The following is a 26,522-nucleotide window of genomic DNA, read 5'->3' on the forward strand; positions in this document are numbered from 1 at the left end:
GAATGCCCGGCAGTTGGTCAGTGGGCACATTCGCACTCATGTGTTGTGACTCGCTGGTCCCGCTCTGACAAGGATTGGTTGGATGCTGCTTGTTGCACTTACTGCTCTCAATGCCTTTTGCCTTATAGGTGGCTTGCTGTTCAACGCAGAGTTGCTGAACAAGGCAGGTGCCGATATTCCCCTTAAAAACCTGCAGGCCCTGGAAATATACGGGCAGACTCTTGCAGCCGTGAGCGTATGCCTGGCGGCGTGGCGCCTGTGTATCTGGGCCCATGGAAAATGGGGGCATCAGCAGCATCTCGTGCGTTCCATCCTGCTCAGCACTGCGATACTGGCCCCGCTGACCTGGTGGGTTCAGGGGGTGGTCCCGGACGCAATTGCTGAAGAGTTTCCGGCCGAACTTCAGGTTTACAGCCTTTACGCCTACGTGACCAAGAAAGGTCTGCTCTACGATTCGGTGCAGATACCCGGCATTCCCTATCAGGAGTATCGGGACAAGGGCGAGGGCAAAGCCTTCATCGCCAACCTTGGCGTACTCATGAGTGTGCAGGGCTCGTACGTCGAGCAGATCGGCCACAACTTTCAGGGCTTTGCTCAAACCGTCTTCAGGGGATATGCTCGGCGCAATGCCGATAAGCTCTATGTGCGTTTACAGACCGAAGTCATCCCGCTGTTTGACGATATCGCCCGTGAATACGTGAGGATAGAGGCATTGCGGCGCGCTGGCGCAACGGGCAATAAACGAAAAGCGCTTGCCCCGCCGTCGGTCGCTACTCAACAACAGGCCTTGCCGAGTGCCGAAGACTACGCGTTGGCGATGCCTTCAGGCCTGCGTACCCGTCAAGCGATGGCCAATACCGCAGAGGTTCGCGGCATGGCACGTCGAGCCCTGGGCCCGTTATATGTAGAGGGTATGGACCTGCTTGCCACACGCACTCAGTTCAACACCTATCTCAATGGCATTGCCGTCAACATGGCCAGCGACGTTGCGAGCACTGATGTACATGGCGCGCAGAGTCTGAGCGTCCTCAAAAACATGTGGTTCGTACCTTGGTCATTGCTGAGCGGTCTTTTCATGGGTGCCCTCAATATCGCCGGTCTGCTGCTGTCGACCATCGAGCAGCGTGCGTTCATACATAAGAGGCGTGTCGCCCTCAGGGCGGCAGCAGTCATCCTGATCGTGGTGGTTCCACTGCTTGCCGGCAACGCAATCATTCAATCGCCAGGCTATCGCACCGCGTTCAAGAGTATCGAGGCCGGCCCTACCCTCATGGCCGGTGTCTTTCATTGGGCGATGTCTGCAGAAGCCATGTTGTACAACTTGACCAGACCTCTGCTCGACGCGGAGTGAGGCGTTTTTAAAAAGGAGCAGGTCCAGTGCGCAGGAAGTTCGTTGCATCAGTTCTGGCGATAACGGTCGCCACCTCAGTCACCGGATGCGCGCAGATGGGCATCAGCAAGGAACAGGCGGGTACTGTGATCGGCGGCATCGCCGGTCTGGCGGTGGGCGCAACGATGGGCAAGGGCAAAGGCCAGATCGCCGCCGCGCTGATCGTTGCAGGCATCGGTGGCTACATCGGTAACCGTATCGGTCAGTTGCTCGACGACAGAGACAAGCAAGCGCTGGCGCTGCGCACTCAGGAAGTTCTGAATCAGGCTGCGACCCCTGTGGCGCAGTCCACTGCTATCTGGCGTTCCGATCATTCCAATGCAAGCGCCAGGATTACGCCGGGCCCGGAATACAAGGCGGTCCGGACCATCGAAGTCAAGCGTACCTCCAGCATTCAGGGCGTACCGTCGATGAAGCTGATCAATAAGCCCTATGTCACCCGATCCACCCTCAACGTCCGCTCGGCACCTAACATGTATGCCGACAAGGTGGGCAGCCTGCCGGGCAATACACAATTTACTGCCGTGGGTTCTACCGGCGACTGGATTCTGGTCGGACGCAAGGGCGTGACCGTGGGCTACGTGCACAGGGACTACGTTATGACGCAGTCTGATGCCGACGCCAGTAAGAGGCTTGCCGCAGCCAGGCTCGATGATATGAACGTAACGGGCAGCAAAGAGACTGAGGCATTCGATCTGGGCTCTATCTCTTCACTGCCCTCCGGCAAAACGGCCGTCGAGACCACTTGTCGACCGCTTACTGTGAGCCTGGAAGCCAGCGGTAGCACCACTGAAAAGCAGGAAAACACATTCTGCAGGCAGGCCAACGATACGTGGGAGTTGATTTGACGCAGGCCCCTACCGAGCCGTCAGTGCCGAATAACTGTTCATCAGGTTGCGGTAGTTCGGGATCCGCTCGGAAAGCAGGTTGCCCAGCCCTTCGATATCGTTGCGCCAGTCACCCTGCAGCTCACAGGCCACCGAGAACCAGTTCATCAACTGCGCGCCTGCCTGGGTCATACGGGACCAGGCGGCTTGCTGGACGGTGGTGTTGAAGGTGCCGGACGCATCGGTGACCACGAACACCTCAAAGCCTTCGGCCAGTGCCGACAGGGTGGGGAAGGTCACGCAGACATCGGTCACTACCCCGGCAATGATCAATTGCTTGCGGCCGGTCGCCTTGATCGCCTTTACAAAGTCTTCGTTGTCCCAGGCGTTGATCTGACCCGGACGGGCAATGTACGGCGCGTCAGGGAACATGGCCTTGAGCTCCGGAACCAACGGGCCGTTGGGACCTTGTTCAAAGCTGGTGGTGAGGATGGTCGGCAGCTCGAAGAACCGGGCCAGATCAGCCAGGGCCAGGACGTTGTTCTTGAACTCGTTCGGCGAGAAGTCCTGTACCAGCGAGATCAGGCCTGTCTGGTGGTCGATCAGCAGTACGATGGCGTCATCTTTGTTCAGGCGGCTGTATGGGGCGTTTTTCATGGTCAAGTCCTTTCGTTTGGGTAGGTGAGGTCTGGCGTTCAACATGGGCTCAGAGTAGTGGCTCACCGGAAAGGGAAAAAGCGCCTGAAGCGGGTTTTACTGTCTCTTCACAGTGGACAATATTGTCCAGGTCCGACTTGTCCAAAGGCTTGCCTACCCAGGAACAGCCCCTGCCTTGCCAGCTTCTACCGTGAAGCGTTTGAGCGTCGACACGCTGGCGGCGGGGTCGAGCACATCCGACACCACCTGAAAGCGGGTCAGCATCTGCTGTTCGCTCAGGTCCACCGCGACGTAACCGCGCTGGCGGCTGTCGAAGAACTTCACATGGGGGTTGAGCCCGAGAATGCTGTTGAAGGCGTCGAACGACGGTCCGCTGGAGGTCACCGAAGTGCCGACGAACTCAGTGGCGACGACGGCTGAATCCGGATTGTCCGCATCGGCGTGCAGGTCGGTGGTCCAGAACGAATGGATATCGCCACCCCAGAACACCGGGTTGCGGGTCCGGTGGCGTTGCAGGGAGGCCAGCATGCGCTCGCGGGTCGTCATGTAGCCATCCCAACCGTCGGTCCAGTGGCCCAGCTCCTGAGTGTTCGGGTCGCGCTGCTTCAGCGGTGCGACCAGCAAATCCTGCGCAATGACATTCCACTGCCCCGGTGACCGGGCGAAGCTGCGATCCAGCCAGGCTTCCTGCTGCCAACCAAGCATGGTGCGTTTCGGATCGCGCGGATCCGTGCATTTGCTGGGCGCGACGTGGCCTTGACGGCTGCCATTGGCCTGGATGCACGGCTGTTCGGAACGGTATTGTCGACCGTCGAGTACATGGAAGCGTGCCAGCCGGCCATAATCCAGGTTCCGGTAAATACGCATGTCCGGCCCTTTGGGCAGGCTGCTGGCGCGCAAGGGCATGTGCTCGTAAAACGCCTGATAGGCGGCGGCTCTGCGGCGCAAAAAGCTGTCCACGGGAACGCCTGGATCCTGTGACCATTGTGCGGCGTAATCATTCTGTACTTCGTGGTCGTCCCAGGTGGCCACGCTCGGCGCACAGGCATGCAGCGCTTGCAGATCGGGGTCGGTCTTGTACTGCGCGTATCGGTTGCGATAGCCCGCCAGGTCCATTGGCTCGGACGTGGCATGGCTGCGCGCAGCCGGGCTTTTTTTAGACGCGTTCGACTCGTAGATGTAGTCACCCAGAAAGAACACCAGGTCCGGGCGCTCTGCCGCCAGGTGGCGATATGCGCTGAAATACCCGGCCTCCCAGTGCGAACACGACACAAAGCCGAACCGCGCCGAGACCATTGCGCTTGCCAGCGGTGCAGTACACGCCTGACCGACAGCGCTTTGCGCTCCCAGGCTCTCGAACTGATACCAATAAGGACGTCCAGGTTGCAAGCCGCTCACCTCTATATGGACCGAATGGGCAAGGCGTGGGTGGGCAGTGGCCTGTCCTGTGCGGACCACGTGAGCCATGGCCGCATCGCTTGCGATCTTCCAGCGCACCTCGACAGGTTTGTTCAGGCCGCCATCACCCGAGGGCGTCATCACCTTGGGCACCAGGCGTGTCCATATCACGAAGCCGTCCGGCAGCGGATCGCCAGACGCCACGCCCAGCGTGAATGGATAATCGACACCCGCGCTGCGCGCGAACGGGCTGAGGATCGACAGCAGCGTGGCACCGGCGACTCCGGTAATGATGCGTCGACGGTCCGGGTTGAAATCGGTCATGACGCGGCCTCCGACGATTCGTATTCCGAGCGCAACAGTCCGAACAGCAACATGTTCTTGAACACACCGTTTTTCAGAAACGCCTCTCTCGTACAGCCCTCATACGATAACCCGCACTTCTCCAGAACCCTGGCGCTGGCCGGGTTGTCGCTGAAGCACTGGCCGGCGATGCGATTGAGGTTCATGTCAGTGAAGCCATGCTTCAGCAAGCCTTGAGTCGCTTCGCAGGCGTAACCCTGATTTTGGTACTGCGTTCCTGTCCAGTAACCCAGATGGCCACTGCGATGCGCCATCGAAAGGCGCAGCGAGACGATCCCGATCAACGTGCCGGTTTCCTGGAGGTGAACCCCGAGGCTCAACGTCTGACCGGCGGCGTATTGGTCGTGGGTCTGGGCGATGAATGCCCGCGCATGCTCAAGGGTGTAGGGGCTGGGCAGCGCAGAGGTCATGGCGGCAATCGTCGGGTCGTCGGCCAGGCGTGACAAGGTGAGTGCCTGTTCAGGCTGCAACGCGGCGAGCAGCAAGCGCGAGGTTCTGATAGTGGGCAACGGGTGACTCATCCGTATTTTCCATCGGGTTGAATGCTCAAACGCTGCCGCGTTGCTATGGCATTTCCGTGACAGCCTCAAGAATCATTTAAGTGCCATGAGATGTGCAGGTAACAGCCATGTAACAGTCACGTATCGGTCTTGTAAAACCAACCGATCGGTCATGTTCGGTTGCTAGATTCTCGGCCTCCAAGAAGAAAGCGAGAGGCTGGCATGAGAACGTGGGACGAACCTAAAAAGCGCAAGGCGCACATCGAACTGATCCCCATGATCGACGTGATGATGTTCCTGCTGGTCTTTTTCGTATTGGTAAGCCTGAACGTGATTCCGGCACTGGGGATGAAAACCCAGTTGCCGAGCGCCAGCAGTTCGCAGCAACTGAAGCCGCAGAATAAATCGATCCTCACTCTGGGGCTCAACGGCGAATTACAGCTCGACGGCAAGGCGACCACGGTCGACGCCCTGGTGCCTGCCTTGAAGGCGCTGGAAAAGCCCGACACTAAAACCACGATCATCGTTAACAGTGACAAGGGCGTGGAAGTCGCCCGTCTGGTCGAGATCATGGACACCCTGCGTCTGGGTGGTTTCACGTCAGTCTCCATCGCCACGCGCAAATCCTGACCATGTATTTCCTGTTTCGTGTACGTCAGTGGCTCGGCGGCCTGCCTGCGCTGGTGGCGCTCATCGCAATCGTGATCGGTGTGCAGACCCGTCCTCTGAAAATGGAACCGGTCTACGACGAATCTGCCGTCGAGCTGGCGCTTGTCGAGCCCGAGCCGCTTGCGCCCGAGCCCGTTGCTCAGCCTGAGCCGCCTGAACTGCCTGTGGTTCAGCCCGAAGAGCCGCCACCGCCTCCTGTCGTGGAAAGCGAAGAGGTCGAACCGGCACCGCCGCCGCCCAAGCCCGTTCCCAAACCAAAACCCAAGCCGGAGATCAAGCCAGAACCGCGGCCTAAACCCTTGCCCAAGCCGGCAGTGGCAAAACCCGTCGAGCCGGTTCAGGCCCCCGGCAAGCCGATAGCCAGCGCCCAGGTTGCGCCGCCCGCACCGCCTGCGCCACCCGCACCGCCGAAAGTCGACACTCAGGCTATGGAAGGTGGCTACCTCAAAGGGCTGCGCAGCGAACTGGACGGTTACAAGCAGTACCCGACCGGACGACAGGCCTCGCTGGAACGCCCGAGCGGCGAGGTGGTGGTGTGGTTGCTGGTCGATCGCCAGGGGAGAGTGCTGGACTCCGGCATTCAGACCCAGGCGTCCAGCATGCTGCTCAACCGCGCGGCAGCCAACAGCCTGCGACGTATCAAGCAAGTCAAACCGTTTCCCGAGCAAGCCTTCGGCGGGCGTAGCGAACAGCGCTTCACCGCCACCTTCAACTACAGCGTGCAATAGTACTGACAAGGAACAGAGTGATGAAGCTTTCCAGAATTCACCTTGCGTTGGTCGCCGCGGGCATGAGCCACGGCATGGTTATGGCCGACTCGAGTGCCAGTGACGTCGGCACCATCGGTGTGCAAGGCAAGGCGACGGTTGGGGGCGGTTACATGGTGCAGGAGGAGAGCATCAAGGCGCGCTCCACGGTGACTAAGGAGGCGCTCGACAAGCAGACCGCAACAGGTAATGCGATCGATAAACTCAAGTACACACCGGGCCTGAATATCTCCAGTGAGGACGCCACGGGTCTTTCTGGCTTCAAGTTCACCATGCGCGGCCTCAACTCCGACCAGGTCGGCATGTCGGTAGACGGCATGCCGATCAACGACTCCGGTAACTACGCGTTGTATTCCAACCTGTTGGGTGACCCGGAAAACATCGATCAGATTTTCGTGACTCAAGGCTCTGCCGAAAGTGATGGCCCGCACATCGGTTCCAGCGGCGGCAACATCGGTATCGTCACCATCCGGCCTACCAAGGACACCGGCGCATTCGTCAAGCAGGTGGCGGGCAGCAATGGCACTTACAAGACCTTCGCGCGACTCAACACCGGAGAAATCAACGGGCTGAGCAACTGGCTGTCGATGTCTCACACTGAAGGTCAGAAATGGCGCGGCGATGGTGCAGTGCGTGCCGACAAGGTGGAATGGAACAGCTTCTTCGACATGGGCTCGGGCAATACGGCCAACCTGATCCTCAAATATCATGAGCAGGACAACAACAGCTACAGCCAGCTCACCAAGAGCCAGTTCCAGCAGAACGGGCGCAAGTTTGACCCTTATCCTTCGACGCCCGCGCGGGGCAGCAACGGCAAGTTGTCCAGCTACTACGAGCTGGCGCAGAACCCGTTCCAGACGTTCACAGGTGTGCTCAATACCCAGTTCAAACTGGCCGACAATCTGGCTCTTTCAGTCATCCCCTATTATTTCTGGGGTAACGGCAGCGGCGTGAACAGTTCTTCCTATGCGCTCAATCGCGGCTCGAATCAGAACGGTGTGTTTGACCTGAGCAACTTGCCGACGGCAGCCGCCTATAACGCCGACGGCTCATCGACCACTGGCGTGTATTACCGACCTTCGCGCACCCAGACCTGGCGTCCGGGGATCACCACCAAGTTGAACTGGGATGTCAACGACGAGCACAGCGTGCAAGTCGGCTACTGGTATGAGCGCGCGCGTCAGTTGCAGACCCAGCCTTTCATTCGCCTGAAGAGCAACGGCAAGCCAGAGAGTATCTGGCCAGACTCGGATTACATGGTCGATGCCAACGGCAATGAGATCCAGGGCCGTGATCGCTATACCGTAACGCCTGCACAAAAAGTATGGGCTCAGGACACCTGGTATTTCGCCCCGGACTGGACGCTGGTCGGCGGCCTGGCCTACATGAATGTCGAGCGTGAAGGCACCAACCACGGTAGTCTGACCGAGCGGCCGGAAAAGCGTGACCAGACCTACAACAAGCTGTTACCGAACGTCGGCCTCAAATATCAACTGGATGAGCGCGACCAGCTGTTCTATAGCCTGTCACGCAACATGCGCGTGCCGCAGAACTACGTTCTGTATGACCCGGGCACCGGCTCCATCAACAGCAAGCCGGAGACCAGCTGGAACCATGAGCTGGGCTGGCGCTACACCGAACAGGACATGACACTGGCGGCCACGCTGTTTTACTTGCAGTTCAAGGACCGTCAGGTGTCATCAAGAGACATCAACGGCGACTTTGCCGACATCAATGCCGGTGCCGTTGACAACAGCGGTCTGGAACTGGAGTGGAGTGGCCTGCTACCGCACCATTTCAATTACTACGCCTCGTACACCTACACCCGCGCCAAACAGAAAGATGACCTGACCGTCTTCAATAACGGCGCAGCCATCGAGTTGCCCACCCGCGGCAAGCAGTTCACCAACGTGCCGAAGAACATGCTGGCCGCCAACATCGGCTACGACGACGGCAGTTATTACGGGACCTTTGGCGCCAAGCTCACCAGCAAGCTGTATGGCGACCTGACCAACGACGAAAGCATTCCGGGGCGCACCATCTTCAATCTGGGCGCGGGGATCTACCTCCCGGTGGACAAGAAAATCGTCAAGGACGCCACCCTGCGTCTGAACGTCGACAACCTGTTCGACAAGGAATACCTGGACGGCGTGTATACCACCAAAACCAACGCGGCCACGTACAGCGGTTTTCGCGATGGCGACCCGGCCTACATCGTCGGGGTCGAGCGTACCGTTACCGTTTCTCTTGAAGCCAATTTCTAATCTTCATTGACCAGAGGTCCGTGCCATGGACATGAATCAGCTTCACGACATCACCTTCTATGTGATGTACGCCGCCATCGCGATAGCGATCTTTGTTGCGATTGAACGAGGCATCTACTTTGCTTACGTGCGTAGACAGTCACGGGCGCTGCAAGCGGCACTCGGCGCTTCGGTGCACAGTGAAAAGGACCTGCCGGAGACGCTGACGCGCCGGAGCAGCCTGCCGCTGGAAATGGTCTTGCCGGTGCTTGCGCAAAAAAATGCGCAGGGCTCGCGCAGGGATCTGGATGACGTCATCGAAACCCAGTACCTGAGCACTCGCGCACCGCTGGCCCGCAGCCTCTGGCTGATCGAAACCATCACCACCGCTGCGCCATTGCTGGGCTTGCTGGGGACGATTCTGGGTATCATCGACACGTTCAAAGCCCTGGCCAGTGCGGGTGTGTCAGACCCTGGGCAGATTTCCGCTGGTATCGGTACGGCGCTGTTCGCGACCGGGCTGGGTATTGCGATTGCGTTGTTCTGCGTGGCCTTTCACAACTACTTTCAGGACAGCCTAGAACGCATCAATGACCAGCTCAAGATCCTGCTGATCCGCGCTTCCAGCAACGCACGTGTGCAGGATGAAGCCGAGCATCCGGCTGCGTCAGCTCAGCCGAAATACCGGACTGCCTGATCCTCCTGGCGGCGCGTGCCTCTGGCATGCGCCATCTTGTCTGTATGTGGCGACGAGGCTCGCAATGCCCTTTTATCCTTCGTATCGTCGACTGTCCCTGAGCTACCGCGCCGTGATCGCAGCGTTACTGCTGGGCAGTTCTTGCGCGCAGGCAGACTTCGCCATTCCAGGTTTCGAGCTGGTACACACCGTTCCGGTCGGGTCTGACCTGCAGACACCCGACCTGCGAGCACCTGGCGAGGTCTGGCGCGAGCTGTTTGACGGAGCTCGCGAGCGTATCGATATCGAACAGTTCTATGTCGCAGACCACGCAGGCTCGGTCATGGACAAGGTGCTTGAAAGCCTGACGGCAGCCGGGCAACGCGGAGTGAAAATCCGTTTTCTGCTTGAGGAAAAAGGCCTGAAACTATCCGACCCACAGACCCTTGAGCGGCTTCGCGCGATCCCTAACCTCACCTTGCGCGTGCTGCCCTACGCAAAGCTCACGGGCAGTGGCATCATTCACGCCAAATTCCTGGTCGTGGATGGCCGGCAGGCGTTCATCGGCAGCCAGAACTTCGATTGGCGCTCACTGGAGCATATCCATGAAACCGGCCTGCGCATTGACCAGCCGATTATCGTGGGTCAGACGCAGGCCATATTCGATCAGGACTGGCTTGCCCTGGCTGCCATTACCGAGGGCAAACCGGTTCCTGTACCGCGCCCGATCAATAGCGCATTGCCTGACGGCAACTACCTGATCGCCAGCCCGCAGCGCTATAACCCGCCAGGGGTAGTCGACTCTCAGGCCGAACTGCCGCGCTTGTTGGCACAAGCCAAAAGCGAAGTTCGTGTCCAGTTGCTGGATTACGCGCCCCTGTCCTACGGGCCTGATAAAACCCGGCCTTACTACGCGGTAATCGACAACGCCATCCGCAGTGCAGCCGCTCGCGGCGTGTCGATAAAACTCATGGTGTCCGACTGGAACACTGGCATGCCAGAAGTCGCCTACCTGAAAAGTCTGGCCCTGGTGCCCAACGTACAAGTGCGCATCGTCACGTTGCCAATGGCTGCTCAGGGCTTCATCCCGTATGCGCGCGTGATCCACAGCAAGACCATGGAGATTGACGATCAGGTTGCCTGGGTAGGCACCAGCAACTGGCTGGGCGGCTACCTCGACAATTCGCGCAATCTGGAAGTGGTGATGCACGACGGCGCGATGGCCAAACGCATCGGCCAACTGCACGAGCAGCTCTGGGATGGGCCGTACGCCAACCCCATCGACATCAATCGCGATTACCCAGAGCCGCATCCGGGCCAGCCTTGAGGGCTTTGTTCGAGAGGCTCGTCGTGCAATCCGCCCCGACCCCCTAGGCTCCTCTGCCCGCATCAGCCACAATGACGCCTTTTTACCCATCAGCCTGCTGCGGGCTGTAAAAGGATTGGTGCTGCCGATGATGCTCTCTTTAAAGCCATGGTTGCGGGGCCTGGCGCTGGTTTTGCCACTGGCTGCGTTGCTGACTGCGTGTGACAAGTCCGACAAGCCGGTGACACCTCCTGCGCCGCCGCACACCACTTATACCCAGGCTGGCTGGGACGCGCTGCCAGCGGTGTCCGACGCGGATCTGCAGGCCGGTTTTGCCTCGTGGCGCAGCGCGTGCGTTCGTTTGAAGGCCGATGCGGTATGGGGGCCAACGTGCGCGGCGGCTGCGAGTCTTGCGGCTGCGCCGGAGGCTGCGCAAATCCGGACCTTTTTGCAGGAGCAATTGCAGGTCTACAGCCTGCGCGCCGACGGGGGCAGTGCCGATGGTTTGATCACAGGCTATTACGAGCCTGTTTATCCGGGCAGCCTGACCCAGACTGCCACCGCCAATGTGCCGGTGTATGGCATCCCGGACGATCTGATCGTGGTCAATCTGGACAGCATTTATCCCGAGCTCAAAGGCAAGCGTCTGCGTGGTCGGCTTGAGGGGAGGGTGCTCAAACCTTACGACGATGCCGCGACGATCAACGCGCAAGGGTTGAACGCGCCGGTGATTGCCTGGCTGACCGATCCGATGGATCTGCAGTTCCTGCAGATTCAGGGCTCCGGGCGAGTGAGTCTGGAGGATGGCTCGCAGTTGCGTCTGGGCTACGCCGATCAGAACGGCCGACCGTATCGCGCAATTGGTCGCTGGCTGGTAGAGCAGGGGCAGTTGAAGAAGGAAGACGTGACCATGGGCAGCATCGCGGCTTGGGCCAAGGCGCACCCGGAGCGGGTCAGCGAGTTGCTGGCCAGCAACCCCAGCTACGTGTTTTTTGCTCGTAACCCCGACAGCAACGAAGGCCCGCGCGGTTCGCTCAACGTGCCGCTGACGCCGGGTTACAGCGTGGCCATCGACCGCAAGGTGATTCCGCTGGGCAGTCTGCTCTGGCTGTCCACCACTCGACCTGACGGCAGCAGCGTGGTGCGTCCGGTTGCGGCGCAGGACACAGGCGGTGCGATTGCCGGTGAAGTCCGTGCCGATTTGTTCTGGGGCACGGGCGATGAAGCGGGCAAGCTGGCCGGCGACATGAAGCAGAAAGGTAACATCTGGTTGCTGTGGCCCAAGGGTATGGCGTTGCCTCAGACAGTCGATGCGGCACCTGCGCCAGCCAGCCACTGATTCAATCTGATCCTCTACCTGAAGCTATACATTCAAAATGAATGCATGGCTTCAGGTGCATGAAACCCTCGATTCAAAGCCGTTTGCCCGCCAATACGTGCCAAATCCACAATTTTTTAACGCCAATAAAATGTCGAAATTGTGAGTGACTTACCGCTCATCGGTAAATCATGGACGTCATATATCAGTTTCTTGACACTGTCACAATGACATCACACATTAGCATTAATGCTTTTTCACAGGGATCGTACTTAGCGGCCCCATTCGAGGTTGTACAGAATGAGTCGTGCTGACGATGTGGCCAATCTGTTTCAACGTTTTGGCGCGAGCTCGGACGGTTATCTGGAGATCGACAACAGCCTGGTTTATCAGGAATCGTTGGCTCCCGGGACCCACTCGGTCGCATTGCAAGGCGCAACCTCTCAGCCGTCTCTGGAGCAACCTCGCACAGAGCAACCGGCGCAAGTCAGCGCCACTGTACTTGATTCGATAACGACCGATACCACCAGACGCACTACCTCTGCTGCATTGGCGAATCTGCTGGCCGAGGCCGCTCAGGCGCGGCAGGCCGAGGCGCAGGCGCGTAACAACGAAGCACTGGCTCAGTCGATGCTCAAGGGGCAACCTTCGAGAGCCCCGGCGCACGTCATCGCCGTGGTGTCGGCCAAAGGCGGGGTGGGTAAAAGCACCCTGAGCGCGGCGCTGACCACCCTGGTCAAAGTGCCTGGCGGGCAGACGCTGGCCATTGACCTCGATCCGCAGAACGCCTTACAGCATCATTTCAACGCCAGCCCGGATGTGGCGGGCCTCGGCGGTGCCAGTCTGAGCGGCGAAAACTGGCGTGCCCTGTTGCTCAACGGGTCTGCCGACACGCAGGTGCTTGCGTACGGCACATTGCAGCTTGACGAGCGTCGTTCGCTGGAGCGTTTTCAGGACAGTGACCCGGACTGGCTGGTCCGCCAGATCGCGCGCATGCAGTTGAGTGCTCGCGACGTGGTGATTCTCGATGTGCCGTGCGGTGATTTACGCATGCTGGAGCAGGCGCTGAATGCCGCCAGCCAGGTGCTGGTGGTGCTCACTGCCGATGCCGCGTGCTATCTCACGCTGGACCAGATGCAGGGCTGGCTTGAGCCGGTACTGGCCGGTCCGCAGCCGCCGGTCTGCCACTACGTCATCAATCAGCTCGATGCGTCGCGTGCATTCAGCCGCGACATGCGCGATGTAATGGCGAAACGCCTGGGCGGCCGTTTGCTGGGCATCGTGCACAAGGATAATGCGCTCGCAGAAGCGCTGGCCTACGGGCACAACGCAGTACAGGTTCCGGGCGCCTCATCCGGTGCTCAAGACCTGCGCGTGCTGAGTGACTTGCTGACAACCAGACTGCTGACTCAGGACGTAGAAGAGACCCGATTGTCATGACTGACCTGTCGCTCGACGTGTCCCCCCCCCCCGGACGCGCTTATCGCTGTGGCTGAATGCTTTGTCGGCAACGTTCGGCCAGCAGTCCAGAACCCTGCGCCGCACACTGAAAACCGTGGCCAGCGTTATCGGGCTGCTGGTGATGGCGCTGGTCGTCACCGTGCCTCTAGATCTCTACGCGCAGTGCTTCTTTGCCCTGGCATGCTTTGCCGCGATGCTGGTGATTCGCAAGATACCGGGGCGTATTTCGGTACTCGCTCTGGTGACGCTTTCGCTATTGGCATCGTTCCGCTACATGTACTGGCGTCTGACGTCGACTCTGGATTTCGACAACTGGCTGGACAGTCTGCTGGGTTATGGGCTGATCGTCGCCGAGTTCTACACGCTGATCGTCATTGTGCTGGGTTACGTGCAGACAGCCTGGCCGCTGCAGCGCAAACCGGTGATCATGCCGAGCGATTCCAGCCAATGGCCGACGGTGGATGTGTTCATCCCTTCTTACAACGAAGCGCTGAGCATCGTAAAGCTGACCATTTTTGCTGCGCAATCCATCGACTGGCCGCGCGACAAGCTGCGGGTCTACGTCCTCGATGATGGTCGCCGCGAAGATTTTCGCGAGTTCTGCGAGCAGATCGGTGTCGGCTACCTGACCCGTGACAACAATCGTCACGCCAAGGCTGGCAACCTCAATGAAGCGCTCAAGTCGACTGATGGCGAATACATCGCCATGTTCGATGCCGACCACGTGCCGACCCGCTCGTTTCTGCAGGTCGCCATGGGCTGGTTCCTCAAGGACTCGAAGCTGGCGATGTTGCAGACGCCGCACTTTTTCTTCTCACCTGACCCGTTTGAAAAGAACCTCGACACCTTCCGCAGTGTGCCCAACGAAGGCGAGCTGTTTTATGGCCTGTTGCAGGACGGCAATGACCTGTGGAACGCGACCTTCTTCTGTGGCTCATGTGCAGTGCTGCGGCGTTCGTCGTTGCTGGAAATTGGCGGCGTGGCCACCGAAACCGTGACTGAGGATGCGCACACTGCGTTGAAGCTCAACCGCGCCGGTTACAACACCGCTTACCTGGCAATTCCGCAGGCGGCGGGGCTGGCCACTGAAAGCCTGTCGCGCCATGTGGCCCAGCGCATTCGCTGGGCGCGCGGGATGGCGCAGATCTTTCGCACCGACAACCCGCTACTGGGCAAAGGTCTGTCTTTGGGTCAGCGGCTGTGCTACGCCAACTCCATGCTGCACTTCTTTTACGGCCTGCCGCGTCTGGTGTTTCTTACTGCGCCACTGGCCTATCTGCTGTTCGGTGCCGAGGTCATGCACGCCTCGGCGCTGATGATCACCGCTTACGTATTGCCGCACCTGGCCCACGCCAGTCTGACCAACTCCAGGATTCAGGGGCGTTTCCGCCATTCGTTCTGGAACGAGGTCTACGAGGCCGTGCTGGCCTGGTACATCATGGGCCCGGTGCTCATGGCGCTTATCAACCCGAAGTTCGGTGGTTTCAACGTCACCGACAAAGGTGGCGTGGTCGAGGAGAAGTTCTTTGACTGGACGCTGGCGCGACCTTACATCGTGCTGCTGACGCTCAACGTGGTGGTCTTCGCGCTCGGTATCTACAGCCTGTATCAACTGGGCTGGAACAACGATGCGATCACCCTGACGATCATCATCAACATGGCCTGGACGCTCTACAACATCATTATTACCAGCGCTGCAATTGCAGTAGCCAGCGAGATCCGCCAGGTGCGCACCGAACCGCGGGTGCAGGCCAGACTGCCGATTCGCGTGACGCGCGCTGACGGCGTGGTATTCGACGCCGTGACTCAGGATTTTTCCCAGACCGGCCTCGGGCTGGTACTGCCCGCCGATTCGGGCATCGACAGTGGCGACAGCATCACGGTATCGCTGTATCGCGGCGCGCAGACCAGCCATTTCCCCGCAACCGTGATGTTCTGCCGCGATTGCTATCTGGGTACTCGTTTCGATGATTTGTCACTGCGCCAGCAGAGCGAACTGGTACGCCTGACGTTTGGTCGGGCCGACACCTGGGCATCGACCTGGGGGCATGGCAAACCGGATACACCGCTGACCGCGCTGCGCGAAGTCAGCCACATCGGCGTCCGTGGTGTTGTCGAGCTGTTCAAGGCCACCCGCAAGGATTTCAGCCGCCTGTTACCAACACGTAAAAAAATCTCCCCACCTCCCGCAAACTGATGGATTGAGTAGTCATGACCAAACGGTATTTTATCGGTGCCGAACGGTTCGCCGTTCGCCGCTCATGGGCTTTGTTGGCCTGTGCGTTGTCCGTGCTCTCCACGGGTGGTGTCGCAACTGCTGCCGAAACAGCCGCTGCAAACGATGGTTACAGCGTAACGCTCAAGCAGTTGGGCCGTAATTACCCCATGAGCCTGCGCGGTGTGGACGCCACTGACAGCGTCAACTTCAACGTGCGTGCCGATCAGGTGGTGACCGGGGCGAGCCTGACCTTGAGTTACAGCTATTCACCGGCATTGCTTGCCGATTTGTCGCAGATCAACGTCATGATCAACGACGAAGTCGCAGCGACCCTGCCGTTGCCCAAAGAGGGTGCAGGCAAGCCGCAGACTCAGGTGATCGAGATTCCACCGCAGATGATCACCGAGTTCAACCGCCTGAATCTGCAGTTCATCGGCCACTACACAATGAGCTGCGAAGACCCCAGGCACTCCAGCCTCTGGGCGCGGATCAACAACGACACGCGTCTGGACATCCGCGTTACGCCATTCGCGCTGTCCAACGACCTGGCGATTCTGCCGCTGCCGTTCTTTGACCGTCGCGATGACCGTGACGTCAACCTGCCCGTGGTGATGGGGGCGGCACCCGATAACATGACTCTGGAGGCGGCGGGCGCACTGGCGTCGTGGATCGGTGCGGCCAAGACCCGCTCGCGTATGGCCAGCTTCCCGGCGCACTTCAATGAGCTGCCGGCCAGGGGCAACGCGCTGGTGTTGCTCAAGGGCGACGGTGCTCTGCAACTGGGCGCCTTGACCATGCCTGCGCCGAAAGGTCCGACCCTGACGATGGTGACGCACCCCAGCGACCCCAACAGCAAGTTGCTGGTGATCACCGGGCGTACTTCCGCCGAGCTTAAAACAGCGGTCAACGCGCTGGTGGTCGGCGGGCAGAGCCTGGTCGGCAGCAGTGCGCTGATCGAACAGGTCGACATGCTTGCGCCGCGCAAGCCATACGACGCGCCGAACTGGCTGCCGAGTGATCGGCCGATCAAGCTGGGCGAGCTGATGCCTGCCAACAAACTGAGTGTCTCCGGTTACGATCCGGGCGATATCACCGTGCCGCTGAACTTGCCTCCAGACCTGTTCAACTGGCGCGAAGACGGCGTACCGCTGCACCTCAAGTACCGCTACACGCCGCAGGAGCGCTCCAACAATTCATCGATCATGGTCAGCCTCAACGATACCCTGATCAAGGCCGAGCCTTTGCCATCGGTTGACCGTCTGAGCAATTCGATCGTGGCCCGGCTGACCGGTGGCAACGACACGATCAGCGCGTGAAGCGCATGTGTACCTGCCGCTCACTTCGGCAGCGCTGCAATCGCGTCTGCAACTGCGCTACATGTTCGATTACCTCAAGCAGGGCGAGTGTGACGACATCATCATCGACAACATGCGCGGCAGCATAGATCCGGAATCAACCCTGGATTTCAGCGGCTACGACCACTTCATGGCGATGCCCAACCTGGGCGTGTTCAAGGATTCGGGCTTCCCGTTCACGCGTCTGGCTGACCTGTCGCAAACTGCGGTGGTACTGGCTGACCAGCCGAGTCCCGAGGACGTCAGTGCGTACCTGAATGTGCTGGGACGTTTTGGTGAGTCCACCGGTTACCCGGCGACTGGCGTGACCGTGATGCAGGCTGCACAGATCGCCAGCGCCGCTGACAAGGACATTCTGGTCATGTCTTCTGGCACCGATCAGCCGCTGCTCAAACAATGGGCCGACCGCCTGCCGACCTCCGGCAACGGCCAGCAGCAGGGCTTCGAGCTTTCCGATCTGTCGTTTCGCCTGCGTGAGTGGATGAGCCCGGACCCGGATGAAAATCAGCGCAGGGCGCGGGTGGCGATGGCGTTCTCCAGCGATGCGCGCAGCACCTTCCTGACCGGCTTCGAATCGCCCCTGCAAAAAGGCCGCAGCGTGGTGTTGATCTCGAGCGGCCAGCCAGGCGGCATGAGCGATGTCACCCGAGCGCTGAGCAGCAGCGACAAGGTGCAGGGCAGTCTGGTAGTGGTGCGCGGCGACTCGGTCGAAGCGCTGGTTGCCGAACAGAATTACTACGTTGGTGATCTAGGGCCGCTCAAGTACGTGCAGTGGCTGATGTCGCGCAATGTGCTGTGGCTGTTGCTGGCGGTCGTCGTGGGTGTAGTGCTGGTCACCGGGGTGGCTTACCTGACCCTGCGTTCGCTTGCCAAACGCCGTCTGGAGCATGAATAAATCATGCCGGCCATGTTAACCAGTCTGCGTCGTGCTTTTGGCTGCATGAGCGGTGTGCTGGCGTCGGCAATGCTGACGCCGGTTCTTGCGGCCGGCACCTGCGACAGTCCGGCCTGGCCGTTCTGGCAGGACTACGCCACGCGCTATGTGCAGGCCGACGGGCGCGTGCTCGAGTCCAGCCTGAAAGCCAACCACAGCACCTCCGAAGGCCAGTCTTACGGCATGCTCTTTGCGCTGGTGGCCAATGATCGCGAGCGCTTCGACAGGCTCTGGACATGGACTGCCGAGAACATGGCCGGTGCCGACCTCAAGACCCGCCTGCCCGGCTGGTTGTGGGGGCAGGGCGAGGATGGCAGTTGGAAACTGCAGGACGCCAACTCCGCGTCCGATGCTGATCTGTGGATCATCTATGCGTTGCTGGAAGCCGCCCGCATCTGGCAGCACCCGGTTTATCGAAACGATGCGCTGGCACTGCTCAAGACCGTGGAATCCCGGTTGGTGGTCAACCTGCCGGGGTTCGGCAAGATGCTCCTGCCCGGCCCGGAAGGTTTTGTGCAGCCCGACCACCTGTGGCGCTTGAACGCCAGCTACCTGCCGGTGCCGCTGTTGCGGCGTCTGGCCAGAGAAGTACCAGGTGGTTCTTGGAAGGAAATCGCTGACAACACGGCGAAACTGATCGACGGATCAAGCCCGAAAGGGTTTATCGCCGACTGGGTGGGTTATCGCGGTACATCGCCAAACACCGGACTGTTCGTGGTCGACCCGGTCACGGGCGAGCTGGGCAGCTATGACGCGATTCGCGTCTACCTCTGGGCGGGCATGACGCCTGCGTCCGACCCATTGGCTGCGCGCTTGCTGGCGCGTCTCGACGGAATGTCGATAAGCACGGCCTCCAGCGGTATTCCCCCGGAAAAGGTGCAGGTGATGAGTGGCGTGAGCCAGGGCCAGGCACCGTTTGGTTATTCGGCGGCGTTGCTGCCGTATTTCCAGGCCAAGGGCCAGACATGGCTGGCTGAACAGCAGCAGCGCAGGGTCGAAGCCGGGGTCAGCCAGGCGCTGGCCCGCGATCCGAAAGACCGCACCGAACCGGCCTATTACAACCTCATGCTCAGCCTGTTTGCCTTGGGCTGGGTTGAAAAACGCTATCGGTTCCGTGAAGACGGAACCCTTGAATTGTCCTGGGAGACGTCATGCCCGCGCGCCGCCACACGTTAGTCATCGGGTTGGTTGCCGCGATTGCAGCCAGCGTTCCTCATGCTCAGGCCGCCACCGCCGAGGCGCAGTTGATCGAGCAGGGCCAGTACTGGCAGGCTCGCTCGAACGCATTGCGCGCCGCCGAGGTCTGGCAGAAGGTGCTGCAGATAGAGCCCGATCAGATCGATGCGTTGTATGGCATGGGGCTGATCGGCGTCAAACAGAACAAGCCGCAGCAGGCGCAGGCTTATCTGGCTCGGCTGCAGGCCTTGTCGCCCGTGCCGTGGCAGGCGGTGCAACTGGAGCAGGACATTGCCCTCGGTCAGCCGCAGAATCAGGCCTTGCTGGATGATGCCCGACGCCTGGCCGATGCCGGCGAGCGCGACAAGGCGACCGGGGTCTTTCGCCAACTGTTCAACGGCCGTTTGCCTGAAGGCACGGTCGGGCGCGAGTACTACACCAACCTGGGTTTCAGCAGCGCGGACTGGCCCGAAGCGCGCAAAGGCTTCGAACGCCTGATTCGGCAGAACCCGGACGACTCGATTCTGTCGCTGTTTTTCGCCAAGCATCTGGCCCGTCGCGAAGACACCCGAGCCGAGGGTATCGCTGCGCTGGCACGGCTGAGTACGCACCCGGATATCGCCGGGGACGCCGATCAGAGCTGGCGTATGGCGCTGGTCTGGATCGGTCCGCCCACGCCGGCGCAAGTGCCGCTGTTCGACGCGTTTCTCAAGGTTCATCCCGATGATCAGGAGATTTGCGACCAGTTGAACAAGGGCCGCCAGCAGCACGCCAGCGGCGCTGGTTCAGGCTGGCAGCAGGACCCGCTGGTAGCACGTGGGCTGAAGGCGCTGGAGCGAAATGATCATGCCGCTGCTGAACAGGCCTTTGTCGCGCGCCTGAAAATCAAGGCCGACGATGCCGATGCGCTGGGTGGGCTGGGTGTGGTCCGCCAGCAGCAAAATCGATTGGCGGAAGCCGAGCAACTGCTGACCCGCGCAAATCGCCAGCCCGGCGGTGCACGCTGGAAAAGCGCACTCGAGAGCGTGCAGCTCTGGACATCCCTGCAACAGGCCCGCGACCTGCAGGCCAAGGGTCAGACCGGCAAGGCTCAGGAGTTGCTGGCCCAGGTGCAGCGGCAGAACCCGAACAGCGTTGATGTGCGTTTGACTCAGGCTGATCTGCAGGCTCAGACCGGCCAGCTCGACGCGGCCCAAGCGGGCTATCGTCAGGTGCTGGCGACCCAGCGGCAATCCGCAAGCCATGCGCGGGCTGATCAACGTATTGGCGCAAAGCGGCCAAGCCGATGAAGCGCTGCGCCTGCTCGATACCTTATCGCCTGCCGACCAGGCTGCACTGGGCGACAGCAGTCGCTTCAAGGCGTTACGTGCCACGCAGACTGCACGTCTGGCCGAGCAACACGGCGATCTCCGTGCCGCCCAGGCGGCTCTGAGGGAAGCGGTAAAAGATGACCCGGACAGTGTCTGGACCCGTTTCGACCTGGCGCGTCTGAACCTCAAGACCGACGAAGCGCCCAAGGCCCGCGCGCTGATCGACGAGCTGCTCAAGTCTCGGCCCAACGATATCGACGCGCTCTACACCCGTGCGCTGCTGTCGGTGGAGATGGGCCAGTGGCAAGACGCGCAGGCCACCTTTGCGCGCATTCCTGTCGACCAGCGCACCCCGGACATGAAGGCGCTTGCCGACGAAGTGAGCATGACCGTGCAGATCAACCTGGCCATCGGTGCCGCCAGGCGCGGTCAGCGCCAGGAAGCGCTGGCGCTGCTCGATCGTCTGCAGCCGGTCGCCAGCGGCAGCCCGGAGCGTCAACTCACGCTGGCCAGTGCCTATATCGACGCCGGCGAGCCGGAGCGTGGTCGGGAAATGGCCCGCGCAGCCATCGCTCAGGCACCTGCGCAGTCACCTGATCTGCTACTGCAATACGCCAGTCTGTTGCTCGCGGCGGGGGATGACGTTCAGGTCAATGCGATCCTGCGTAATGTGCAGGGCCAGCCCATGAGCGTGCAGACCCGTAAACGTTTCGACGACCTGCTGTATCGCTACCGCATCCGTCAGGCCGATCTGTTGCGTGAAGCCGCTGACCCTCGACGCAGCGCTGCACGGCGAGGTGACTCACCAACTGGCCAAACAGCTGTCCGGGACTTTTCTGGCCCAGCGTGCGGCCAGTATCGAGCGTGGCGCGAGCTGGCTGCTGTTTCATGACACCGGCCCGCGGGTGCGTAAGGGGTGCCCGGGCTGGTTGTTCCTGACCGATGAGTTCAGGCTCAATCGCGATGCGCAGACCAATGCGCAACGCAAGGTCCAGGCGGTGATCGCTGTGCAGCGCAGCCTCAAGAAACGTGGCATCGAATTGTTGGTCGCCGTAGTGCCCGACAAAAGCCGCATTGCGGCATCCCGACTGTGCGGCCTTTATCGGCCTGACGTGTTGCAGGCCCGTGTCGAGCGTTGGATCAGCGACCTGAAAGCTGCCGGCGTCGATGCCCTGGACCTGACCGCGACCCTGCAACCGCTGGGCGAAACGGCTTATCTGCGCACCGACACGCACTGGAGTGAGAGTGGTGCCAACAGCGCCGCCAGAGCCATTGGTCTGCAGGTGCAAAAAGCCGGTATTCAGGCCACTCCGCAGCGTCAGTTTCAGGTTCAGACGTTACCCATTGCCGAGCGCCCCGGCGACCTGGTGCGCCTCGCCGGGCTCGACTGGCTGCCGTCGTCATTACAACCTGCGCCGCAAAGCGTGGCCGTCACGCAAATTACCGAGCTTGCCAGCGAATCAGCAACGGGCAGCGATAACCTCGACGACCTGTTCGGCGACAGCAACCTGCCCAACGTCGCACTGATCGGCACGTCGTTCTCGCGCAATTCGGGTTTTGTCGGGTTTCTACAGCGCGCACTGGGGGCACCGGTCGGCAACTTTGCCAGGGACGGCGGCGAGTTCTCGGGCGCTGCCAACGTCTACTTCGACAGCCCGGCCTTCCGCCAGACACCCCCAAAATTGCTTATATGGGAAATCCCGGAGCGGGATCTGCAGACGGTTGATGGGGGAATCGACAGGTTAGATACACGCTTAAAATAAACGTTGGGTATACCCTGTTCGAGACGCTGTTACGATTACCAAGTGCCAGCTGAAAGCAGATGAAAGCGAGTTCCTTCCAGCGGGGGCCTTTGACCGTGTGGCCATTTTCATCTAAAGCCAGAAGGCCCTCACGAAAAAGTCTGGTGTACTAATCGCCCAGTCATCTCACCTCAAACGCGGATCGACCACAAACTCCAGCTCTTTTGCAGTGGCCACAACAGCCCGGAATTCCGGATGCTGGACATTGAGCAGGTAATTGGACTCACGCGGGATGATCACGCTGGGCACGGCCAGCGCCAGGCTCTGGCCAGAGGCCAGCCAGTCGTCGCCGAACGAGGCGGTGGCCGGAGGCGCGGGCTCTTCACGCCAGTCGGAGGGCAGGGTGTCGAAGCGTGCATTGAGGATGTACGCTTCGGCAATCTGCAGTTCAAGCATCGCGTAGTGCTGAGCCACGCTGGCATTGCCCAGATGCACCAGCACTTCCAGCAGCGCCAGCGATTCGCTGCCTGCGCAGTACACGCAGGCGTTGCCTTTGCTGTTCCAGCGTCCGCCGTAGAGCTTGGCACCTTCACCGTCGAACGCCTGGGCCAGCCATTTGCGTTTGACCAGACGGTAGACTGCAATCACGCCCCGACACCGTGTTCCAGCCGACCGATCAGATCAAGCACTGCCTGCGCCTCGGCCGAGGTGGCAAGCATTTCCAGCGGCCTGCGATTGCCCAGCCCGTAGACCGGACTGGCCAGCCACAGTCGGGTCGCTTCGGCATCGTTTTCAAAAAGGTCCAGCGCCGCCTTGTAGACCGCTGCCAGGCGAAACAGACGGTCGCTTTCCTCGGCATTGAAACGACGCACCTTGAGACGCCGCTGCAACGTTGCCGGAGCGATGCCCAGATGCTCGGCCAGGGTCGAGCGGTTCAGGTCGGTGTAATGTGCAAGGCGTTCGAAGACTTCATAAGGCAGGCCATCGTGCAATGCCGAGTACAGACGCGTACCACGCGCCGGAATGCCCAGATGCTGCCAAAAATCGTCCGGCCGGGGCAGGGCTGGATGGTAATCGCTTATGGGCAGAGACATGGCACACCTGTCTATCGAGTGATTGCTATTAAATCTATCACTTGATAATAGGCATGTTTGTGACGTCGCGATATTGATTTATGGCAATCGATGGCGAATAAAACTACAGAAACTCGAAAAATCACCGACTTAGGCTATAGGTTTAGTTTGAATGTTACTGAGCGCGCGTTATAGGCTCGGTGTCAGTCGATCTCGATAGTGCCGTCGAACGTATACGTGCTGTCCGCCGTTGTCAGCCTGATTTTTTCGCAGTGAGAATTACACGATGTCCACGCTTGCACTATTGATATGCGATGACTCGAACATGGCGCGAAAGCAGCTGCTGCGCGCGCTGCCTGCCGACTGGGATGTGTCGGTCACACTGGCCACCCAGGGGCAGGAAGGCCTGGAGGCCATTCGTAAAGGCCAGGGTCAGGTGGTGCTGCTGGACCTGACCATGCCGGTGATGGACGGCTACCAGACCCTGACGGCGATTCGTGACGAAAACCTGGATGCCAAGGTCATCGTGGTGTCAGGTGACGTTCAGGACGAGGCCGTTCGCCGGGTGATGGAACTGGGTGCGCTGGCGTTTTTGAAAAAGCCTGCCGACCCGGACGAACTCAAGAGCACACTGGAGCGTCTGGGGCTGCTGGGCAAGCCGGCGGCGTCACCGGTTGCGCTGCCGGCGCTCAACAACAAGGGCGGGGTAATCAGCTTTCAGGATGCCTTCCGCGAAACCATCAACGTGGCCATGGGCCGGGCGGCGGCGTTACTGGCCAAGGTGCTGGGCGTGTTCGTGCAGTTGCCGGTGCCCAACGTCAACATGCTCGAAGTCGGCGAGCTGCACATGGCGCTGGCCGACGCCCACAGTGACCAGCGCCTGACGGCGGTGTGCCAGGGCTACATAGGTGGCGGTATTGCTGGCGAAGCGTTGTTGATTTTCCACGACTCGGAAATCTCCGGCATGTCTCAGTTGATGGGCGGCGATCAGTCCGACAGCTCCAACATGGAGATGCTTCTCGACTTGTCGACGATCCTCATTGGTGCCTGCCTGAGCGGTATCGCCGAGCAGATCGACATCGCGTTCTCGCAAGGCCACCCGCAACTGCTGGGTGCGCAGGGCGGCATCGACGAGCTTATCCGTATCAATCAGCAGCGTTGGAAAAAGACCCTGGCGGTTGAAATCAGTTACAGCGTGGAAGGCCATAACATTCACTTCGATCTGCTGATGCTGTTCACCGAAGATTCGGTCGAGCTGCTTACCAAAAAACTTGCCTACATGATGAGCTGACCCATGAGCAACGCTATTGAAATCAACGAGCTTCATTGGTTGCTGGCCGTCACGCAAAACATTGACGTAGGCATTGTGGTGCTGGACCTGAACTACCGGGTGACGGTCTGGAATACCTTCATGGAAAACCGCTCGGGCGTGGTGCCCTATGTGGCCATCGACAAGACGTTCTTCGAGCTGTTTCCCGAAGTGAACCGGCAATGGCTGAGCAAGAAAATAGATAACGTCGTGACCCTCGGCACACCGGCGTTCACCATCTGGGAGCAACGACCCTACCTGGTGCGCTTCAAGAATTACCAGCCGATCACTGGCCACGAAGAGTTCATGTACCAGAACACCACACTGTTCCCGCTGCGTTCGACCACCGGGGCAATCAGCCATGTGTGTCTGGTGATCTACGACGTTACCGACGTGGCGGCCAACCGCAATCAGTTGCTGGCGGCCAACGACAAGCTGCAGCAACTGTCGGGTGCAGTTAAAAACTGACGTGTGCCGATGCGCGTCGATGATTGAAACCTGCACTGCGGGCTTGATCCCGCTCGTGCTAGGATCGCGATTTTTCCGCTGACGCTCAGGGACATCATGCGACCTCAAGCCACCCTCACTGTTTTGCCTGTCGAGCGCCCTCTGGTCGGGCGCGTCAGCCCGCCGGGCTCCAAGTCGATCACCAACCGTGCGTTGTTGCTGGCCGGGCTGGCCAAAGGCACCAGCCGCCTGACCGGTGCGCTGAAGAGTGACGACACCCGCGTGATGTCCGAAGCATTGCGTTTGATGGGTGTGCAGGTCGACGAGCCGGATGACAGCACCTTTGTGGTAACCAGCAGCGGACACTGGCAAGCGCCGCAGCAGGCGCTGTTTCTTGGTAACGCCGGCACGGCAACGCGTTTCCTGACCGCTGCGCTGGCCAACTTCGAAGGTGACTTCGTCGTCGATGGCGACGAATACATGCGCAAGCGCCCGATCGGGCCATTAGTGGATGCCTTGCAGCGCATGGGCGTGCAAGTCAGCGCCGCCAGCGGTTGCCCGCCAGTGACTATCAAGGGCAAGGGCGGTCTTGAGGCCGGCCGGATAGAAATCGACGGCAACCTGTCCAGCCAGTACGTGTCGGCGCTGCTGATGGCCGGTGCCTGCGGCAAGGGGCCAGTGGAAGTTGCGCTGACCGGCAGCGAGATCGGTGCTCGCGGTTACGTCGACCTGACGCTGGCGGCCATGCAGGCGTTCGGTGCCGAGGTTCAGACCATTGGCGACGCCGCCTGGAAAGTCTCGGCTACCGGCTATCGCGCTACGGATTTCCACATCGAGCCGGATGCCTCGGCCGCCACTTACCTGTGGGCCGCGCAAGCCCTGACTGAGGGCGCTATCGACCTCGGCGTGGCCAGCGATGCGTTTACTCAGCCCGATGCACTGGCCAGCCAGATCATCGACAGCTTTCCGAACATGCCCGCCGTGATCGACGGCTCGCAGATGCAGGACGCGATTCCGACGCTGGCGGTACTCGCCGCCTTTAATCGTCAACCGGTGCGTTTTGTCGGCATCGCCAATCTGCGGGTCAAGGAGTGTGACCGTATTTCAGCACTGTCACACGGCCTGTGTGCCATCGCACCCGGCCTTGCGGTTGAAGAGGGTGACGATCTGCTGGTACACGCCAACCCGGCGCTGGCTGGGACTACGGTCGATGCACTGATCGACACCCATTCCGACCACCGCATCGCCATGTGTTTTGCGCTGGCAGGCTTGAAAATTGCCGGTATTCGCATTCTCGACCCCGATTGTGTCGGCAAGACCTATCCGGGGTACTGGGACGCGCTGGCTTCGCTGGGTGTCAGCGTTCAGCGCTGAACGCAGGCA

The 26,522-nt window shown here is 60.3% G+C and carries 18 protein-coding genes and 4 pseudogenes; 17 read left to right on the forward strand and 5 right to left on the reverse strand.

Annotated elements, in window-relative coordinates:
• The first annotated feature begins 82 nt into the window (after positions 1–82).
• A complete protein-coding gene (locus tag MME58_RS04185) occupies positions 83–1,351 on the forward strand; it encodes a hypothetical protein (RefSeq protein ID WP_055006492.1) in 1,269 nt (422 codons plus the stop codon).
• A gap of 26 nt (positions 1,352–1,377) precedes the next feature.
• Positions 1,378–2,238, forward strand: a complete 861-nt coding sequence (locus MME58_RS04190; RefSeq protein WP_054984512.1) for an SH3 domain-containing protein — start codon at positions 1,378–1,380, stop codon at positions 2,236–2,238.
• A 9-nt stretch (positions 2,239–2,247) separates the two neighbouring features.
• Here the strand turns inward: MME58_RS04190 and ycaC are convergent, their stop codons facing one another.
• The 3 genes from ycaC to MME58_RS04205 all read right to left on the reverse strand — a co-directional run bounded on the left by ycaC (position 2,248) and on the right by MME58_RS04205 (position 5,156).
• Positions 2,248–2,874 (reverse strand): isochorismate family cysteine hydrolase YcaC, encoded by a 627-nt coding sequence (ycaC, locus tag MME58_RS04195; RefSeq protein WP_005746486.1) that lies wholly within the window; start codon positions 2,872–2,874, stop codon positions 2,248–2,250.
• Positions 2,875–3,027: 153 nt separating this feature from the next.
• Positions 3,028–4,596, reverse strand: a complete 1,569-nt coding sequence (locus MME58_RS04200; protein WP_055006493.1) for an alkaline phosphatase D family protein — start codon at positions 4,594–4,596, stop codon at positions 3,028–3,030.
• Positions 4,593–5,156, reverse strand: coding sequence for a GNAT family N-acetyltransferase (locus MME58_RS04205; RefSeq protein WP_054984509.1), 564 nt, complete (start codon positions 5,154–5,156; stop codon positions 4,593–4,595). Before MME58_RS04205 ends, MME58_RS04200 begins: the two co-directional genes overlap by 4 nt.
• Positions 5,157–5,357: 201 nt before the next feature.
• Between MME58_RS04205 and MME58_RS04210 the strand changes: the two genes are divergently transcribed.
• The 12 genes and pseudogenes from MME58_RS04210 to MME58_RS04265 all read left to right on the forward strand — a co-directional run.
• Complete coding sequence (locus MME58_RS04210) at positions 5,358–5,765, forward strand: ExbD/TolR family protein (RefSeq protein WP_003380333.1); 408 nt, start codon at positions 5,358–5,360, stop codon at positions 5,763–5,765.
• Between the two features lie 2 nt (positions 5,766–5,767).
• Positions 5,768–6,532, forward strand: a complete 765-nt coding sequence (locus tag MME58_RS04215) for an energy transducer TonB family protein (RefSeq protein ID WP_055006494.1) — start codon at positions 5,768–5,770, stop codon at positions 6,530–6,532.
• Between the two features lie 20 nt (positions 6,533–6,552).
• Positions 6,553–8,835: a TonB-dependent receptor gene (locus tag MME58_RS04220; protein ID WP_055006495.1), complete on the forward strand. Its 2,283-nt coding sequence runs from the start codon at positions 6,553–6,555 to the stop codon at positions 8,833–8,835.
• A gap of 25 nt (positions 8,836–8,860) precedes the next feature.
• Complete coding sequence (locus MME58_RS04225; protein WP_055006496.1) at positions 8,861–9,511, forward strand: MotA/TolQ/ExbB proton channel family protein; 651 nt, start codon at positions 8,861–8,863, stop codon at positions 9,509–9,511.
• 64 nt (positions 9,512–9,575) lie between these two features.
• The gene (locus tag MME58_RS04230; RefSeq protein ID WP_055006497.1) at positions 9,576–10,817 is read left to right on the forward strand and encodes a phospholipase D-like domain-containing protein; all 1,242 of its coding nucleotides are present in this window, start codon (positions 9,576–9,578) and stop codon (positions 10,815–10,817) included.
• Between the two features lie 127 nt (positions 10,818–10,944).
• Positions 10,945–12,135: a murein transglycosylase A gene (gene mltA / locus MME58_RS04235; protein WP_054984504.1), complete on the forward strand. Its 1,191-nt coding sequence runs from the start codon at positions 10,945–10,947 to the stop codon at positions 12,133–12,135.
• Positions 12,136–12,414: 279 nt separating this feature from the next.
• Positions 12,415–13,554, forward strand: a complete 1,140-nt coding sequence (gene bcsQ, locus MME58_RS04240; RefSeq protein WP_055006498.1) for a cellulose biosynthesis protein BcsQ — start codon at positions 12,415–12,417, stop codon at positions 13,552–13,554.
• Positions 13,551–15,772 (forward strand): annotated as a pseudogene (gene bcsA / locus MME58_RS04245) (UDP-forming cellulose synthase catalytic subunit). The gene bcsQ and the pseudogene bcsA overlap by 4 nt, the downstream one beginning before the upstream one ends.
• A gap of 188 nt (positions 15,773–15,960) precedes the next feature.
• Positions 15,961–18,043: pseudogene (gene bcsB / locus MME58_RS04250) on the forward strand (cellulose biosynthesis cyclic di-GMP-binding regulatory protein BcsB).
• A gap of 3 nt (positions 18,044–18,046) precedes the next feature.
• Entirely contained in the window at positions 18,047–19,258 is a 1,212-nt protein-coding gene (gene bcsZ, locus MME58_RS04255) for a cellulose synthase complex periplasmic endoglucanase BcsZ (protein ID WP_055006499.1), read from the forward strand.
• Positions 19,234–21,340, forward strand: a pseudogene (locus tag MME58_RS04260) (tetratricopeptide repeat protein); the annotation flags it as partial. The gene bcsZ and the pseudogene MME58_RS04260, both read left to right, overlap by 25 nt.
• Positions 21,327–22,331: pseudogene (locus MME58_RS04265) on the forward strand (alginate O-acetyltransferase AlgX-related protein); the annotation flags it as partial. The pseudogenes MME58_RS04260 and MME58_RS04265, both read left to right, overlap by 14 nt.
• Before the next feature lie 165 nt (positions 22,332–22,496).
• Here the strand turns inward: MME58_RS04265 and MME58_RS04270 are convergent.
• Positions 22,497–22,958: an RES family NAD+ phosphorylase gene (locus MME58_RS04270; RefSeq protein ID WP_055006500.1), complete on the reverse strand. Its 462-nt coding sequence runs from the start codon at positions 22,956–22,958 to the stop codon at positions 22,497–22,499.
• Positions 22,955–23,404 (reverse strand): DUF2384 domain-containing protein, encoded by a 450-nt coding sequence (locus MME58_RS04275; protein ID WP_055006501.1) that lies wholly within the window; start codon positions 23,402–23,404, stop codon positions 22,955–22,957. The genes MME58_RS04270 and MME58_RS04275 overlap by 4 nt, the downstream gene beginning before the upstream one ends.
• A gap of 265 nt (positions 23,405–23,669) precedes the next feature.
• Here MME58_RS04275 and MME58_RS04280 point away from each other — a divergent pair, with 265 nt between their 5' ends.
• The 3 genes from MME58_RS04280 (at position 23,670) to MME58_RS04290 (ending at position 26,513) form a co-directional block, all read left to right on the forward strand.
• Complete coding sequence (locus tag MME58_RS04280; protein WP_055006502.1) at positions 23,670–24,674, forward strand: response regulator; 1,005 nt, start codon at positions 23,670–23,672, stop codon at positions 24,672–24,674.
• Between the two features lie 3 nt (positions 24,675–24,677).
• Complete coding sequence (locus MME58_RS04285; RefSeq protein WP_055006503.1) at positions 24,678–25,160, forward strand: PAS domain-containing protein; 483 nt, start codon at positions 24,678–24,680, stop codon at positions 25,158–25,160.
• Positions 25,161–25,256: 96 nt separating this feature from the next.
• Complete coding sequence (locus MME58_RS04290) at positions 25,257–26,513, forward strand: 3-phosphoshikimate 1-carboxyvinyltransferase (protein ID WP_054984496.1); 1,257 nt, start codon at positions 25,257–25,259, stop codon at positions 26,511–26,513.
• Positions 26,514–26,522: the final 9 nt, after the last annotated feature.

It is taken from the genome of Pseudomonas syringae pv. tagetis (assembly GCF_022557255.1).
Classification (GTDB): domain Bacteria; phylum Pseudomonadota; class Gammaproteobacteria; order Pseudomonadales; family Pseudomonadaceae; genus Aquipseudomonas; species Aquipseudomonas caricapapayae.